The organism is Desulforhopalus singaporensis, assembly GCF_900104445.1.
GTDB classification, from domain to species: Bacteria; Desulfobacterota; Desulfobulbia; order Desulfobulbales; family Desulfocapsaceae; genus Desulforhopalus_A; species Desulforhopalus_A singaporensis.
Genome location: NZ_FNJI01000036.1, coordinates 21,426 through 38,591, shown reverse-complemented (window position 1 = coordinate 38,591; position 17,166 = coordinate 21,426). Strand labels below are relative to the sequence as shown.

Below are 17,166 nucleotides of genomic sequence, written 5' to 3'. Positions count from 1 at the left end.
CACACATCAGGGATCACCACTGCCCCTGGTTGTCGATATGTTGCAAAAATAAATCTTTGCTGAACCAGAATGATCTTCAACAGCGCCCTGATCAGGTGGTAATTCACCTTGCCATTACACTGATCCAGGATTATATTTCGTGTTGTCTTTTGAACATTCCCGTTGTCTCGGGGACCGAGCTCATTGATTGCCGTCAATGGGCTCTTTTCTTTTGGTATTACTGTCAGGGCGTTTTCCATATTCATCTCCTTTTAGTTTTTTGATATTTTCTCTTTACGAGTCTTTTTTTGTTGCTGCCTTCCAGCTCCTACTTTTCGTTCCTTCAATTTTTTCGGCGAAAACTCAAACTCAACATGGCGTGTCGGCTGGTATTCATTCACGCCAGATGCTACCTCAAGCTCTTCTGCCTGGAGAATAAGCTCCTTTGCCATTCTCCTGAGTTTATCGGCGGTTATGGCCGCTTGGGGAAGTGGTTTCATTGTTGTCCTCGTTCCTGTTCGACCTTGATGGTGGTTCTACGGATCTCGTCTATTGCCTCTTGCTCACAGGCTTTTATCTTTTCGATTTGACAATCGTCTTTAATCGCTTGATGGTACGCGTTGAGAGCCGGGTAATCTGCGAGCATCTCCTTTTCCACTGTTGATAAAATCCGTTTCGGTGAAGGAATTTTCAGATCTGGCTCAAGTGTTGTTTCCAGGTATCGTATTGCTGACCTCACCACATACCCGTAACCGGCAGCAACAAGTCGGCTGAAAAAGTCATGAGTCATTTCGAGCGGATTGCGGCAGCGCTTAGTCGTATATGTAGGGTCCTGCGCCCAGTCGTAACCTGATCGTGAATACTTTGACGCCTTGTTACCAAAACAGGCAGATATGATCTTTGGGCCAAATGCCTTCAGAGCTATGTGAAATATCTGCCAGGGTTGCAAATTGGGTTCGTTCATTGACATTTCTCTTTCTCTTTCCCTGCTTAGAGTTGCTGGTATGAAAACGACTTTTCCAGATTACATACAAAAGATGTTAGGACCAGTGTGTCGTAAACAGTTACTGATACACCTCTTCCTTTGTTGCAAATCCTTGATCAATAAGGGCCTGCTTGATCTTTTTTGCTTTACCGGCATTCCACGAGCCTCGTTTGCCGGAAATAACAACCTGGACATACCTGTGGTTAAATCCGTTCAGTTCAGACCATTTTCTCATTGTCAGGTTTTTGTCCCACATTCTTCGGCAGATAGAATTCATTGCGTGCCCCTTATTGCTTTTGTGTTGCTTTGTGTTGTATTATTGTTTGCGTCTGTTGTTTAATTATATATCCAGAACGCAAACATATGTCAACTTCAAAAACAAACAAATGTCAATTTTATGAAATTCAATGAAAGATTATCTGCTCTTCTAGAGGCAAAATGTTGGAGTAATGCGGATTTGGTGAATTATGCTAAGGTTGACAAGTCTTCTGTTAGCTTATGGATAAATGGAAAGCGCAAACCAAGAGCAAACACTATTAGGAAAATTGCAGCAGCAGCAGGATGTAACAAAGAATGGTTGCTTACAGGTAATGGGTCAATGTTTGGAGTATCGCTTGATATTGATGATGCCTCTCAAAGACAAATAGTTGCCGATTCAAACGTAGAACCGGCCCCACTACCACATCACCCGCAAAAGCAGATACCTGTCATATCCTGGGTGCAGGCCGGATCTTGGCAGGAAGTGCAAGACCCGTTTCAACCCGGAGACTCAGATGAGTGGATTATCACCGTTGAAACAAACCATCCTCACGCGTTTGCGCTCAAAATCCGTGGTGACTCCATGACGCCAGAATTTTCCGAGGGTGACATAGTAACTGTTGATCCAGGCGTTGAAGCGATCAACGGAAAGTATGTGATCGTGAAGAATGGTAGTGAAGAGGCTACGTTCAAGCAACTGATAATCGACGGAGGCAACGTTTACCTCAAACCGTTAAATGAGCGCTATCCAGTGATCGATATGACTGGGAAAGAACTGCATATTGTTGGCGTGGTTGTGGAGAAGAGGAAGAAATATTAAGGTCGTCTGGCTAGGGTATGGGGTGAAACAATAATTTTTCTCAATTCTACTGCATCGTAGTAAAATCACTTTTGTATTTTTCTTTTTATTGACAGACTGTTGTATAGGTGTTTTGTTTTAATTCCTAACGTATATTTGCGGAGGCAGCAAGGAGATTAATGGCAAAAAAGATGATACTGATACCTTTATACGAGGCATAGGTTTTATAAATAATAAAAAAACGCAAGCATCTATGTATATTGGAAAGATGAGACATTTATCATTCAAGAATATGTTATTGCTGAAAAACTATTCAGAAGAAATTTAGACCATGCTATTCATCGAATAGTAAAATTCTCACCAACGCTTAAGGAATTATTAGAAATAAAAAAGTGTTCAAAAGAAGAATTAAAGAAAAGATACCCATCAGAAATTCTTGATAATCCCAGAGAATATTTGGCAGAAATTTTACGACTTATGGCTGAAGAAAATAAAACTTAACCAAACGTTTCAATATCGCTTCACTGTATTTTACACGGACTTATTAACGCACAACGGTGAACTTAAATCTGCCTGTTTAAAACCATTAAAACTTTATCTTGACCATATAAAGAGAGGCTTGAATGACTGAAAATACTTACCCCATATTTCAAGAACTAACGTCTAATGATTTGTTGTTAGATAATATTTTCCTTGATCCCAACAATCCTAGGTTTATCAATATGTCATGGGATGAGGTTCCTGTCGAAAAATATAATGATGAGTCAATACAAAAGGAAGTAAAACATAAATTAATAACAGAATTTGCAGTAAATAAATTAATTTCAAATATGGAGGTTAATGGCTATCTTCCGATCGATAGAGTAATTGTTAAAGAGTTTTCAGAAAATCAATATGTTGTTTTGGAAGGAAATAGGCGAATCTGTGCTGCAAAAGAATTGCAGGATAAATGGAAAAAGAATAATGGGTTAGTTGATGATGATATAATATCATCATTAAGTTTAATACCATGCCTTATTTATACTGGGTCTGATTCTGAAGCTTCATGGATATTTCAAGGACTTCGTCACATAATGGGAGTTCAAGAGTGGTCTTCCTTTAACAAAGCAAAGTTACTTGTTAACTTGATGGATGAAGAGGGTTTGAATCTTACTCAAGTTGGCAAAAGATTTGGCCTAAGTGCATTTGGAGCCGGCCAATGGGCAAGAGGATACTATGCTTTTAAACAAGCAAAAAATGAATCAGACTATACGAGAGAAGTAGATGAGAAAGCTTATCCGTACTTTCAAGAAATATTCAGCAGAAGTAATGCACCATTAAGAGAATGGCTTGAGTGGAATGAAAATGAAAAGAAACTAGAAAATGAACTTAACTTTAACGAACTGCTAAGTTGGTTGTACCCAAGAGATGATGAAGACCTAGAAGATGACTTTGATGAAAGTGATATTTTAGGTGATTGGAGAAAAAGGAAATTAAAAAGCAGTAGAGACACTAGAAACCTTTCCTATTTGCTTAGAAATTCAAGCAATGATTTTGAATATTTTAGAACAGAAGGTGATCTGGAAAAAGCGTACAGTAAAGCTTTGCAAAGCAAGTATGAAGCAGAGTCAAAAAAGAAGTCGAACCCTGTTGACGATGTTTACAATTCTCTAGATTCTTGTTTGAAGTCCTTGGATAATGTTCCTTTTAAAATGCTAAAAGACGAATATCAAAAAGATAAATTATATAGCAAACTTAAATCTTTGAAAACTTTAGTCGATGACCTTTTGGAATCATAAATGGCAAGCGACAAGCAGAAAATTTTAAAATATCTTACCCGTTGTATTCCTGAACCCGGAATAAAAGACTTTACAGTAATTTTGAGAGAGGCAGTTTCTACTGCACTTGGTAAAAATGGTGAGCTGCTAGATAAATATTTAGATTCCTCAGTAAATCGATATTGGAATTGCTTTAAAAATCTAATAGAGGACGACAAAAAAAAAGGAATTAAGCCTATAGCTATTATAGTTGATAATGAGTTGAAAAAATTCACTTGGTTTGTGAATTCCGAAAATAATGGTTTGTCTAAAAAAAAGAATCAACTACTTAAAGCAATACCTAGTTTATTAAAGATTTTGGATAAAGAGAATGCTCGAAGATACGAATCATTGGGTTGTTACGTCTCTGAATTGTTAGGTGCGAGTAAAGTTCACCTTACACCACCTGGAAATGAAGCTGGTATTGATTTTATTGCATCTATAAAGTTTAGTGATGATTCTCATTTTTTATTTGGCATTAATGGTCCTATAAGAATTATAGGTCAATGTAAAAAATATGAATCACCTGTTCAGGTTAGTTCTATTAAGGAATTTAATCAGACTTTACAGGATGTATATAGCTTAACTCCAAAAATGATAAAAATTCTACCAGATTGGTTTCGCCGTGAAAGGGGACCTATCCTCGGGTGGTTTATTTCTCATTCTGGATTTCAAAGTGGTGCTTTAGATCGAGCCAAAAATTATGGAATAATTGCATCTGACAGCAGGGATATTGCTGAGGTCGTTGCGTGTTCAAAAAAATTCTATTGCCATCTGCACTCTGAAGAAAGGGCCAAGTCGCTTGAGTATGAATTAAGAGCTAGACTCGATGAATGAATGATTAAAATCGGATCACATCGAACTCGCTGAATCTCGCAACTCACTTGACAGTCTGACTATTAAATTGGCGGCTTTACCGATTCCAATTCGAGGTTCAGGTGGCAACTGAATAAGATTTCAAACCGGACACATGGCTCAGGCAAGATCAAACCTCTTTTGCCGCTGGATTAATAGCTTCGCGATTTGGCATCAAAAAAAATATCACTAGAGAAAAAAATCCTATGGACTGGGGTAATGCTAAGAAAAAACAGCCGAATTTTTTAAAAATTTAGACCTAAATGCTCAAATTGATGTAAAAAGTTAATGTTGCTGATATTAGATGTACTGTAGAGGATTTTAAGAAACGTCAGGGCGTACTATCAATCCGGTGGGCATTTAGGTTAAATTTGTAACTTTAAAAACATTTAAAATCAGACAGTTAGTGTGTGTTGTGGCTGATGAAAAAGCCCGCCGGATTTATAATTAAGTGGTGTCCTATTACCTTGTTACCAACAACCAATGTCTGTACCTGAGACCATCAAGTCAGTATTCACGCGGACGAAGAAAGCTGTGTTGCGGAAAGTTGCAACACTATATAAACATCTTTATCAAGTTAATTATTGGCTCAGAGAATGGAAGCAACGATACGGTGGTATAGTATTCGTTTCAGTTTTGCTTCTTCTTGTAGTCATTAGTTTTTACGTGTCGCCACTACTACAGGATATACTTGAAGACTACTACGGGACAGAACAAGCGATTAATGGGTTACGCAGTTTAATTCAAAATGTTGGGACAGCACTGCTAGGTGCAGCAGCTATTGTTACATCACTTGTATTGTTTGCCATGCAGGTGAACATCGAACGCATGCCTCACGGATTATTTCGCCGTTTAAGTGCGGATTCGAGGCTGCTCGGTGCATTTGCGTTGGCATTTTTGTTGGCAATCACCGTCTCTATATTATCGACGTTAATAAACCAGGTCCCTATAGTTTTTGTTGTGATTTTTGCTACCTGGGCCATCATATTCATACTTGCTTTGTTCATGTACGCCTATCGGCGTGCTTTGACCCTCATTAATCCATTACAACAGCTTGGGATACTCATAACGGACACCCGAAGAGAATTTCGGATTTGGGCACAACGAGCAAAACGCGCAATACCCCTTCTAGATCAAGAAGGAACTACAAGTACCACAGCATCACCTATTGATTCCACTCACGACTTGGCTCGAACAATATTTTTCCAAATTAACAAACATTGGACTGATGGTGCAAGGCGAGCGACCCGACATGCCATGTCATTCGCGCGACGCTATGCAGAGCATGGAGATCACGAGGTTTCTCGAGCAGCACTAAACACGGTCGTAGCCATCACAAAAGCATATATTGATGCCAAAGGGAAAACCTTTTATGCCAACAATTTGGTTATCGACAATCCTCTGGCCACGGACGGTTTTATCAACGACACACTTGAACACCTGCGACAAAATATACAAAATGGCATTGCGCGCCAGGATGAGCAACAAATCGAGCAGACATTACAAGTAATGGCAACTCTTGTTCAGGTGTATCTCGGCATAGATTATTCAAATCTATATGCTTCGAAAAGCCATGCACATATTGCTGCTGGTTACCTTGCAAGCGCAATTGAGTCCGTTGTTCCCCACAATATGGCAGATGTTTTGTTAGAAGGGCAGCGTCTCATGGGGAGAGCTGCTCAATACCTGCTTGTCCATGGGCGTCCAGAAGATATTGTCACGCTTAGTGAAAAGATCGCTCTGATTGCTTGTACGGGTTATGCGAAAAAAGAATATAGACCGGTAACGATGGTAGGGGTGACACAGCTTGCAGATCTGACTTTCGCACTACTTTGCTCTAAACATCACGACATCAGGTTCGCGGTCGAGGAAGTCCGCAGGAATGTAGCTTTAGTAGTGAAGTTATTACTTAAAGTTCCAGATACACCTTTGTTGAGCAGCCACAGCACATTTCTAGGTTCATACTACTCTTCGACAAACGTGCAGAGTTTACGGGCACAACTGGTAACACTAGTCAACGCCATCTCAGAAGCTGAGGCAGACAATGAAGATGTCCAAACAGTTATACGAAATATCGAGCAGTGGGCAAACAACCTTTATCAAACAGAAAAAGAGTTGCTTCTTGAAGCTATAAAGGCGAAGTCTCACTTCACGTTCGATATCATCCATTGGATAACAGGTGTAACCGAAATCCTGTTGGCTGTGTCAAACGCTGAGGTATGTTATCCGCGCACTAGAGATGAACTCCGGAAACATGCTCGTCGGTTGATCAACACCCTGACCTGGATTCCCGAGGATATGGAAACCGTTACGTTCATAGAGAATTTTCAAATAACAGAGATTTTATTTAAAGCTGCAATGGACGCACATAATCGCGGAATTGACGAGGTCGCAAAGGAAATAGGTGAGATTCTATTGTTTTGGACATTCAAAGGCGGAAGATACCAAACTGGTTGGGGTGTCCTTGAGCGAGGGCTTTGCGGTGCCGCAGTATTTGCACTATTGAGCGGTGGCGAACGGATTATTGATCTCATGATCTCAATAGAAAAACTTCTTTCTGGTAAGACCGCTCCCGAGCAAGAAGTTCGTGACCGTGCCGCAAGACAGATACGCGACCGTGCCACATCACTGTACAGGAAGGGACATTGGTCATCACTTATAGAAATGGAAATTGCTCAGGCCGATCATGAAAAGCTGCGCCTACTCCTGGAGGATATTGCTGAAATTTTGTCGCCGGGAATTGTCCGCCAGGAAATGCCTTGATTCGACTTGGTTACTCCAGAATAAATAAACATTCAAAGAATTGTCCTGTGTGATAATGGATCTTTATTATTCGTTCCTTGTAGCATGCCTCCCTTATCGTTTGCAATAACCTATTTATTTACCTCTTGACTACTAAGATCCACAATAGTGCAGTGGAGACAAGAATCAACCAACTGGAATGACATTCGATGGTATTGATTCATTTAAGCAGGAACCGACTCTTCCGAACTTCGATCTATAAATAGCCTCCATTGATTCATTCTCAAGTTATTTTCGATCTGAAAACCTTCCAATAGCACCGAGCACTGTTTTTTGAAAATTTTTCCACAAAAATATTATCACAATTCTCTAACAATTCCATCAAACTATATCATGCGTCACAATGTAGTATTGATTTTTTCGAAAATCACAATGTAAAATAAAGAATCAATACATGGTTTAACATTGAAAGATAAAGCCAAACCTGCCGCAAGACAGGGACGGAAAGCTACGGGTCTTTAGAGAAAGCCGGGTTGCCTTTTTACAAGGTAGCTCGGCTTTTTATTTTCAGACTAGGAGGGAGCGACTCAAAAAATTTCTTCAATTACTATATCGAAAAACAATGTTTAATATTCTAGTACGGAAACCAAAATGAAAAAAATATCTTCGGCTTTCATATTCGTATCAATTCTTTTTTACTACTCAATAGTTGTTCAACTTGGCTATTGCCAAGAAATCCAAGCTATAGATATTGGGACCCTAGGTGGAAATTATAGCTTGGCAATAGCAATAAATAATTTTGGACAAATTATAGGTACGAGCAAAACTGATTCAGGTGAGCGACACGGTTTTTTTTGGGAACCGACAAATGGTATGGTCGACCTTGGTAATAATATTTGGGTTAACGGGATAAATGACTTAAGTCAGGTAACGGGTTATAGGCAATTACCTGTTGGAAAAAGTGCAATAAAATGGACACAAGAATTTGGAATAATGGAACTGGGTTCACTTGAAGGTAGTGAATATTGTGAACCCGGTGAAAGAGGTCCTATAAATAATTTGGGACAAGTTGTGGGGTATTGCGTTACCCAAGAAGGGTATCGAGCGTTTCTCTGGTCTTCCCAAACAGGTATGGTGAATCTTGGGACAACAGGAGGGAATTATAGTGAAGCACTCGCTATCAACGATCTTGGTCAAATAATGGGATGGGTTACTTCATCTTCCGGTAGAGGTTTAACCTTCTTCTGGAGTGCTGAAACCGGTATGATCGAAATCGGAACATTGGGAGGAGAGGGGACAGATCCATGGGATATAAACAACTTAGGCCAAATTGTTGGCAGCAGTGAAACTGAATCAGGGGATATGCACGCTTTTGTTTGGTCTACAGAAGATGGCATGCTAGATCTTGGCACCTTAGGGGGAGATTTTAGTGAGGCTCTAGGAGTAAATGATGCTGGCCAAATTGTTGGCAATAGTACAACGAGTTCAGGTAAAATGAGCGCTTTTCTATGGGCAGCTGACACTGGGATGATCGGACTTGGTTCTTTAGATCCAGTTGCTGATGATAGCGGAGCATTTGACATAAATAACTATGCTCAAATTGTAGGAGAAAGCGGTCATCAATCATTTGTTTGGACAATCGAAAATGGAATGGTAGCACTTGGTACATTAGGAGGGGATTTTAGTAATAACAGTGATCAATCAAATCGAGTAATAAATGATCAAGGTCAAATTGTTGGACACGCTTCTATAGCTAATAATATAGAATCTCATGCTACCTTGTGGGAAGTACCTATCCCTCCTCAAACGCCCCAGGAAGAAGTAGAAAGAATAATGATTTTAATCAGGAACCTTATATCATCTGGAGCAATGGATGAACGTAGTAGCAAATCTATACTTGTCAAGCTAGAAGCATTTATTCGGTTCGCCAATGTTGGACATACAATTCCAGCATGTAAGGTGCTTAACGCCTTTATAAATCAAATAAACGCTGAGATATCTACTGGACAACTTTTGCCGGAAAGTGGACAAAAACTGATAAAATTAGGGGAGAGTATTAGCATTTGTAACTAAGAGAAAAGATTCCATCAGTGTCAGGGGAGTTGCCGCATGAACTGAATCCCGCTATAAAAGAGGCGTAGGCAGCTGGCAAAAAAAGTTGCAAGAATCTAGGTAGCACAGGTAGAATTTTGTCAGTCGGGTCAAAAGAATTCCAGCAGAATAGGTGATTTTTCAGCAGCACCTGAAAAAGCGATGTCTTATCACCAAACCACTAAGCATCGGAAAAATATCAAATACATGATATAGACCTCATATAAATACCATAGCGTTGTAAATAAGGAAAAAACAAATGATACATGTACTTGCATCAATACAGATTAAAGAAGGCTACATCTCAGAATTTATTGAAATTTTCAAAGCCAACATCCCAAATGTTCTTGAAGAGAAAGGATGTATTGAGTATGCACCAACCATTGATGTTCCAACAGGTTTCGCCCCCCAGGAGTTGAATGCGAATAGAGTAACAATAATTGAAAAATGGGCTAGTTTAGAGGATTTAAAAGCACATTTATCAACACCCCATATGCTGTCGTACAGAGAAGCAACAAAACACCTTGTTACTGATCTGTCAATCAAGGTTCTTAAACAGGTATAAGCTGTCATTAATTTTTTTAACCATGTACCGTAACAAACAGTTGAGGAGATAATTATGTATGCATTGGCCATTTCAACAATACGAAGGGTTTCTCTGGAAGAACTTCGATCCTTATAATGCTTCATTTTTTGCAGGATCAATCGGCCAGGGGTCCTGGTATTACCATGCTACGCTCGATGTAATCCAGCACTATTCTTCACTAATTTCGAGCTGGAAATTGTTTCCTGAGATTCATTCTCAAACTATCTGCTATCTGGAGGCTTTCCAGTAGCACCGGGCGTTGATTTTATCAAATTTCAAAAAAATATTAGCTTAACTACCTAACAATTTCGACAAGCTATAGCTACTACCACGTTGTGGTATTGCGTTTCACGAAAATTACAATGTAAAATGAAGAATCAATATATGGTTTAACATTAAAAGATAAAGCCAAACCTGCCGCAAGACAGGGACGGAAAGCTACGGATCTTTAGAGAAAGCCGGGTTGCCTTTTTACAAGGTAGCTCGGCTTTTTTGTTTTTTGACCTGAAAAATCTATGTCATCAATACATTGCTAAAATTGAGGACGATAAAATGTTAAAAAGAATCGCTCTAATTATACTAATGTTATTGGGTATTTTTGTTAACCGCGCTTCTGCGGTAGAAGTTACTTGTCTTGATCCTAGTGACAGGGCATTCACGCGAGGCACGGGTGAACCAGTAACAGAAACAGTAACTTTCCCAGGAGTGATCGGTCCAGCCTTATTGAAAATATATAATGGTGCTAATGATGACACAAATGAGAAGGTAAGCAGTACAATGATTTCTCTTAACGGTGTCAATGTTACCACACCAGAGATGTTTAATCAAAACGTTGATTATGTTGAAATTGAAGTTCAACTATTAGAAGGTGAGAATGAGCTGGCAGTACAACTGAAGAGCAAGCCTGGAGGCACTGTTCGTGTGGGGGTTTACCAGGAAATAGATGCTGAAGCTGCGGCGTTTATTGGGCCGGAGGGGGGGGCTCTTCTAATTGAAAGACCTAATAGTCCTTTAGAAAATCTCAAATTAGTAATCCCTGAAGGGGCTTTGATAGAAAAAAAATTAATTTCTATTAATAGTCCGAGCTTCATCCCTAGCCTTCCTGAAGATTATAGTCTCGAATATATCCTTGAGTTGCAACCAACAAGTTTGCAATTTATAAAAAGCATCCAACTAATAGTTCCATCTCGTGGAGCTACGAATAAGTTGTTTTACTATTATGACGAGACCACAAATGATTGGGTACTAGTACCAACACTTTTTGATGAATATTTAAATTGCTTTATTGTCGATATTGAACATTTTTCTATTTACGGCGTCATTGAATGGCTTGCTTGTGTAAACCCTGATAATCCTCTATCGGTAAATTGCCCTCATTTTCCAGAATGCTCACTTGTTAAGTACAAAATAATTGGTCTCAATACTGATTTTCATGATTCTATAAAAAGAGCTTTTTCAACTTGGGAAAAAAGTTTGGGCAACAAGCTTAGATTCATTGAAGAAGAAAACATATCAGAAGAAGTGGATATAGAAATTAAATCGAATAAAGATTTGCCATGGAGTGAATGTAAACGAATTTTTGCACGCACGTCAAAGATTTCTCATAAAATCGAATTTAATATAAATGAACTTCTAACAAACGATTACATTTGGACATCAAGCTCATGCAAATTAGCTGAAAATCAAATTAGTATAGAAGAGGTCGCTCTTCACGAAATTGGTCATGCTTTAGGATTGGCTCATCGGTGTAACGTGTCGGAATATGATGAAAAATGCGATAAATATTTTTGCCCTCGTTGTAAAAACAATAACCCTGTAATGGCTAAGACTACTCCAAGAGACATTGAAAGAGATCCGTGTGTGGATTTGAATTATATAGATGAAATAAACATTGCAGATATATATAACGTTACTACATCGTGTGTAGATGCTGATGATGATGGATCCCCTGCCTATCATGACTGTAATGATAACGATAAATTTATATATCCAAAAGCGTCTGAAATTTGCGACACTCAAGACAATCAATGCCCAGGAGATATAGGATACGGTGATATTGACGAGGGATGTAACCCGGAAACGATAATCTCAAATGCAGGCATAGTAATTGATGGACTATTTGACGATTGGAGTGAAATTCCCCCCATTGCATTATCACCTGTAGGTTGTGAAGAAGAATCTTGTCCTGAGGGTACTGACATAAAAAGTCTCAAACTGGCAAAAAATGAAAACACCTTATATTTCCTTTTTGAAACATGGACTCCATTAGACACCACAGGTGAAGTTGGATATCGTTTATGGTTTGACAATAATAAGAATGGACAGCTTGACGGGGATCCCGAAGATCGTCAAATCAGTACATATTATTTGGACGGAAATTACGATATATCATGTCAAAAGATGGATGGTGAGTCAATATTGCTTAATAATAGTATTGCCATGGGTTCGGGCAATTTTATTGAAGGTCAAGTGGATGCTTGTGGCCTCGGTCTTTCGAATGAATTTCATTTGTCATCTGGTACCCATAGCCAGATAAGCCTGGATAATTTTGATCGTTTTCCAGCAGTTAACAATGTAAATGCAAATGGTATTGTTGATAATTGCGTTATTGTGCCTGAAATTGAAGTCAATGGTTTTTCATTCTATTTTGAAAATGATTTTTATATAGCTTTATTCGCTGATGATCCAGACGGTCTAGTAGATTCGATAATAGTAACAGGACCAGGCATTATAGGATCAATTCCTCTAGTTTATGAAGCTTATAGCCCTGGTGAGTGGGCTAACGCATCCCATAGTAATTTGGGGTCAATTCCTCCCGTAGCGCCAGCAACTTATACCTTTGAAATCAGTTTAAAAGAAGATGGAACTCCACCATTTACTCAGGAAACAGTCATCGAACGTTTTATAGAGCAAACAGCTACAAATCTCCAACCTGCTGGCGCAGCTTTTGGTGACATCACTTTCACATGGACAGGCGTTGACGAGCCTGACTTTATATATTCCATAGGGTTATTTAATGAAAGTGATGATTTTATAAAGGTCTGGAGCCCACCTTCTAATACAAGCGAACCCTTTTTCCCTTATGATGGTCCTCCCTTAATTCCAGGAAATTATTATGAGTATAGAGTAGCAGCTCAAGATAAGTATGGTAATGAATCAAACGCACTAGAACATTTTATCTATGAACCTGACCCTCAAGTTAGTTCTACAAGTGGAACAAGGTGCATAGAAGAGCTAATTCAAACAGGATGGGGATTTACCCCTGATGGATTAGTTGAGCTACATTTTAGAAGGCCTGATGATTCCCAATCCCCTACTATAATTGTACAAGCTGGCCAAGATGGAATGTATGATCATGCTTGGCCAATTCCTTCAGATGCCGCAATTGGCACTTATCAGCATTGGGCAGTAGATTTAACAACAGAGATCAGCACCCCAGTTGTAAATTATGAAATCACTCCTCTTGCACCAAAAGTTAGCTCTACAAGTGGAACAAGAGGAGTGGATACACTTCATCAATCTGGGTGGGATTTTGCCCCTAATGGATTAGCTGAACTACACTTCAGGAGGCCCGATGGATCATTATCCCCAACGACGATAGAATCAATCGACATTGACGGAACATTTGAGCATGTATGGCCTATCCCTTCAGATGCAGGACCTGGTATATATCAATATTGGGCAGTAGATTTAACCTGCGGTGCTACAAGCGCAGAAGTAAATTATGAAATTTGGCCATAATTATTCTTTAATTCAATCTAAAGAATTTTTTTCTATGCGAATCATAACCAGATCCGTAGTCTGTGCTGAATTTTTGAGATTCTTTCAAGCATTCCATTATACTTAGCAATTCTGCTCCAATCTCCAACGAGTTGGCGTCTCAGACAACAAAGCCTTGTACCTATAAAAGACTGAGAAATCTCCTCAACACACTGATATTTAATGATATTGATTCCTGCCAGTATCCTTTCTGTTGACAGCCATATATCAGAGGTGTAGCTTGGATTCCTGACAAAGTCTCAAGCAATTGAAGTATAACTTCTTGTTTGAGATACGCGAGACCACACTCAATGACTTCAGAGCAACTAGAAGACCTCTTTGAAGAATGGAGCCTGTATGGGGCTAAGCAACAGAGAGCTATCTTAGCTGAGTTCCTGGAGCGGGAAGATGAGGATCCGGACCTGTTTGAGTTTCTTAAGGTCAAACTAGAAATTGAAGGATACTGGAGAAAAATAGGATTGTTATGAAGAAGATCGAATACCTTTTGACTCTCATAATTTTCCTTTTGCTTCCTTTTCTTATAGGCGCCCAGACTATCACCGGTAAAGTTGTAGGCATTTCCGGCGGCGACACAATTACAATCCTTGATGCACAGCAACGGCAGCATCAGATCAGATTATACGGGATAGATTGTCCGGAAAGTAAGCAGCACTTCGGCCGGGCTGCCAAAAGACATACTTCAAATCTAGCTGCAAATAAAACTGCCCACGTGCAAATTTACGATACAGACAGATACGGCCGGGCCGTAGGTGTCGTTACAGTCGACGACGTCAATATAAACCAAAGCCTTATTGAAAACGGTCTTGCCTGGCAATACCATAAATACTGCAACGCTCCATTCTGCAACCATTGGAAGAATATAGAGGCCCGAGTTCGGGCCCAACAATTGGGACTATGGAAAAACGCAGATCCGACACCGCCCTGGCAGTGGCGAAAGGGATCAAAAAACAGCAGCTGCGTCCATAAATCAGCAAACAATTAAGTTGCCGACAATGGTGCCTACCATGGCAATGTGAAGTCACACAAGTTTACTTCGTCGACTGCCGTAAATATAACTGCAAGAACTGCATTCAGTCCTTCACCAGCAGGAAAGAAGCTGTCATGGCAGTATACGATTCTTGCGGGATGTGTCGGCCATAAAGGAGTGTCTATGTCAGTCCACAAATTAAAAGACGGTCGCTGGATTTGTCGCTATCCTAAAGGCAAGGATCTAGACAGACCAAATACTAACAAAAAATACTTTGGCCGTGGTCCGGAAGCAGAAGCTGCCGCCATAGAATACAACGCCTCACTCGACCTAGGCCACAGAATAGTTCAAAAAAGCCCCCTGTTCGTCGAATTGGTCAATACATACATGGAAGCCAAAGAGCATTCACTTGCCCCATCTAGCTTCAATAATTTGGCAATCAAGATGAATGGCGTGATAATCCCTGAACTTGGTCAAACCATGATTCACAATATCAACGCTGCACGCCTTGACAAATATGTCTCCAAAAGAGCCAGACAGGTAAAACTGACCACTGTCCACCGAGAGATTAGCGATATCAGGACTGTGCTAAACTGGGCCGTCAATAGGAAGCTGATATCATCCAATCCGATGGCCGGCTTTGAAATGCCAAAGAGGGACGACGCACGAATCCAGCCACCGACCAAAGCGGAATTTGATGCAATACTCGCCTGTGCTGTACCGCACATGAAACGGGCAATGTTGATATCCTATCATACCGGACTGCGCCCTGGGAAGGAAGAGCTGCTGCGCCTCACCTGGGATTCGGTCGATTTTATCAACAGGACTTTAACAGTGCTGTCGGCCGATAAGGGAGGAATCCCTGTTCGTGTTGTCCCTCTCAATAAGACTATCATGGGGCACCTTGAGGCATGGTATGACGAAGATGGAGAGAAATCTGTACCTTACCTTGTGCACTATAACGGAAAGAGTATAGATAGCTTAAAAACTGCATGGCGTACGGCTAAAAACCGGGCCCGCGTCACAAGACGATTACGGATGTATGATATCCGGCACGCATTTATAACCACTCTGCTCGAACGTGGAGCTGATCTGAAATCAGTATCGGAAATAGTAGGACACGCCAGTCCGGACATGACGATCAAAGTGTATCAGCATGTCAGCAACCAGCAGAAGAGAAATGCCGTTGACCTTATTGAATAAAAAAAAAGTTGGGGCATATTAAGTTTATGCCCCAACTTTTTGGTATGTAAATGGTCGGGAAGAGAGGATTTGAACCTCCGACCCCAGCGTCCCGAAGGGCGTTATTCTTGTGTTTTTTTATTGTGTTTTCAAAGTATTACAAAAACTACGCTGGTCATACATTGACCAGCTATTTTCTAACAGATATACACTCATTGTCACACGATGCGACGATCTTATTAATTATATCACGCATTCCATGTTTAAGTTCATCATCTGTACATTGCAATAATTTACCACTACGCTCCCATGGCTGGTAGATACCGTAACATTTTTCACACGACGACGGACATTTATTTGTTTCTGCTATCAAAAACATAAGTCACCCTTTACGCATTTTCTCAGACAACTCTTTTGCCCTGCCACCAACCTGCCGGGCCCACTTTGAGTCAAGCATCTCGGTTGCCGCAAGATCGAAATTCTGGGCCCTGATCGCCGCCCACATCCTCCGGAATTTAAAAAGGCCCTCAACCCCGAGGTTGAAGGCCATGTTTACCAGCACATCCTGCCTTGCCGGAGACAGAGTTGCCATGTAAGGCAAGAGCTGATTACGAAGGTGTTTAACCCTCGTTTTAAGCACCATGTGTGCCTCTTCCCTGGTCAAGTAGGTGAATCCGTATCCTATGGTCAAAACTCCTGCAGGGCACCGGTACGGGTGCGAAGAAAAACCCTCGTGTCGTTTTAGGTCGTCGAGTAAGTCCATGTCAGTTTTTTGTCACCTTGTTTTTGATTAGATATTCCAGGATATCGCCGCGCAATGAATCCATTTTTTCTGTCAGCGAGGAAAGCGTTTTGTTGGTGTCTGAGAGCTCCTTTGCTACCTGTGCGAATCGTTCATTGTTCAGTTTATTGCACGACTCTTGCGTCCTGCTGCACCGGTTTTCAGTGATGAAATGCGGCTCCCCGTTTTCATTGGCAAGCATCCTGGTCAGCTTTTCTATTGCCTCGCTGTTCGCTTTGACCTGGGACCTTACTGCCTCGTCTCGTCTCACGTGGGAAACGACCTGCGCAATCCATGTAAGAATAAACGCCGCCCCGGTAAGTGCTGTTTTGCCGTCTATCTCCAATCTGCCACCTTCCATATAA

At 40.5% G+C, this 17,166-nt stretch carries 16 protein-coding genes and 2 riboswitches; of the genes, 10 read left to right on the top strand and 6 right to left on the bottom strand.

Features of this window, described 5'->3' with window-relative positions; all coding sequences use genetic code 11:
• The 4 genes from BLQ17_RS22950 to BLQ17_RS18640 all read right to left on the bottom strand — a co-directional run.
• Nucleotides 1–239 (bottom strand): hypothetical protein (locus tag BLQ17_RS22950; protein ID WP_218121842.1); only part of this gene is annotated, 239 nt, incomplete at its 3' end.
• 12 nt (nucleotides 240–251) lie between these two features.
• Nucleotides 252–479 carry a hypothetical protein gene (locus BLQ17_RS18650; RefSeq protein WP_092225640.1) on the bottom strand — a complete coding sequence of 76 codons (228 nt, stop codon included), beginning with the start codon at nucleotides 477–479 and terminating at the stop codon, nucleotides 252–254.
• Complete coding sequence (locus tag BLQ17_RS18645; RefSeq protein WP_092225638.1) at nucleotides 476–943, bottom strand: hypothetical protein; 468 nt, start codon at nucleotides 941–943, stop codon at nucleotides 476–478. Before BLQ17_RS18645 ends, BLQ17_RS18650 begins: the two co-directional genes overlap by 4 nt.
• A 100-nt stretch (nucleotides 944–1,043) precedes the next feature.
• Nucleotides 1,044–1,241: a hypothetical protein gene (locus BLQ17_RS18640; RefSeq protein ID WP_092225636.1), complete on the bottom strand. Its 198-nt coding sequence runs from the start codon at nucleotides 1,239–1,241 to the stop codon at nucleotides 1,044–1,046.
• 120 nt (nucleotides 1,242–1,361) lie between these two features.
• Here BLQ17_RS18640 and BLQ17_RS18635 point away from each other — a divergent pair, with 120 nt between their 5' ends.
• The 10 genes from BLQ17_RS18635 (at nucleotide 1,362) to BLQ17_RS18590 (ending at nucleotide 16,041) form a co-directional block, all read left to right on the top strand.
• Entirely contained in the window at nucleotides 1,362–2,042 is a 681-nt protein-coding gene (locus BLQ17_RS18635; protein WP_092225634.1) for a LexA family protein, read from the top strand.
• Between the two features lie 602 nt (nucleotides 2,043–2,644).
• Nucleotides 2,645–3,799 (top strand): ParB N-terminal domain-containing protein, encoded by a 1,155-nt coding sequence (locus BLQ17_RS18630; protein WP_092225632.1) that lies wholly within the window; start codon nucleotides 2,645–2,647, stop codon nucleotides 3,797–3,799.
• Nucleotides 3,800–4,654 carry a restriction endonuclease gene (locus BLQ17_RS18625; protein WP_092225630.1) on the top strand — a complete coding sequence of 285 codons (855 nt, stop codon included), beginning with the start codon at nucleotides 3,800–3,802 and terminating at the stop codon, nucleotides 4,652–4,654. It begins immediately after the preceding gene.
• 501 nt (nucleotides 4,655–5,155) lie between these two features.
• Nucleotides 5,156–7,435: a hypothetical protein gene (locus tag BLQ17_RS18620; RefSeq protein ID WP_092225628.1), complete on the top strand. Its 2,280-nt coding sequence runs from the start codon at nucleotides 5,156–5,158 to the stop codon at nucleotides 7,433–7,435.
• A gap of 446 nt (nucleotides 7,436–7,881) precedes the next feature.
• Nucleotides 7,882–7,955: riboswitch (cyclic di-GMP riboswitch) on the top strand.
• 110 nt (nucleotides 7,956–8,065) lie between these two features.
• A complete protein-coding gene (locus BLQ17_RS18615) occupies nucleotides 8,066–9,487 on the top strand; it encodes a hypothetical protein (protein WP_092225626.1) in 1,422 nt (473 codons plus the stop codon).
• A 277-nt stretch (nucleotides 9,488–9,764) separates the two neighbouring features.
• Nucleotides 9,765–10,070 (top strand): putative quinol monooxygenase, encoded by a 306-nt coding sequence (locus BLQ17_RS18610; RefSeq protein ID WP_092225624.1) that lies wholly within the window; start codon nucleotides 9,765–9,767, stop codon nucleotides 10,068–10,070.
• 418 nt (nucleotides 10,071–10,488) lie between these two features.
• Nucleotides 10,489–10,562: riboswitch (cyclic di-GMP riboswitch) on the top strand.
• An 81-nt stretch (nucleotides 10,563–10,643) separates the two neighbouring features.
• Nucleotides 10,644–13,832: a matrixin family metalloprotease gene (locus tag BLQ17_RS18600; RefSeq protein WP_143005554.1), complete on the top strand. Its 3,189-nt coding sequence runs from the start codon at nucleotides 10,644–10,646 to the stop codon at nucleotides 13,830–13,832.
• Between the two features lie 329 nt (nucleotides 13,833–14,161).
• Nucleotides 14,162–14,338: a hypothetical protein gene (locus BLQ17_RS22710; protein WP_176761310.1), complete on the top strand. Its 177-nt coding sequence runs from the start codon at nucleotides 14,162–14,164 to the stop codon at nucleotides 14,336–14,338.
• Nucleotides 14,335–14,853, top strand: a complete 519-nt coding sequence (locus BLQ17_RS18595; protein ID WP_092225618.1) for a thermonuclease family protein — start codon at nucleotides 14,335–14,337, stop codon at nucleotides 14,851–14,853. Before BLQ17_RS22710 ends, BLQ17_RS18595 begins: the two co-directional genes overlap by 4 nt.
• Before the next feature lie 168 nt (nucleotides 14,854–15,021).
• Nucleotides 15,022–16,041 carry a tyrosine-type recombinase/integrase gene (locus BLQ17_RS18590; protein WP_092225616.1) on the top strand — a complete coding sequence of 340 codons (1,020 nt, stop codon included), beginning with the start codon at nucleotides 15,022–15,024 and terminating at the stop codon, nucleotides 16,039–16,041.
• 361 nt (nucleotides 16,042–16,402) lie between these two features.
• On the opposite strand, the gene BLQ17_RS18585 is transcribed toward BLQ17_RS18590, so the two are convergent.
• Nucleotides 16,403–16,783: a glycoside hydrolase family protein gene (locus BLQ17_RS18585; protein ID WP_092225614.1), complete on the bottom strand. Its 381-nt coding sequence runs from the start codon at nucleotides 16,781–16,783 to the stop codon at nucleotides 16,403–16,405.
• A 1-nt stretch (nucleotide 16,784) separates the two neighbouring features.
• Nucleotides 16,785–17,162, bottom strand: a complete 378-nt coding sequence (locus tag BLQ17_RS18580; RefSeq protein ID WP_092225612.1) for a hypothetical protein — start codon at nucleotides 17,160–17,162, stop codon at nucleotides 16,785–16,787.
• Nucleotides 17,163–17,166: the final 4 nt, after the last annotated feature.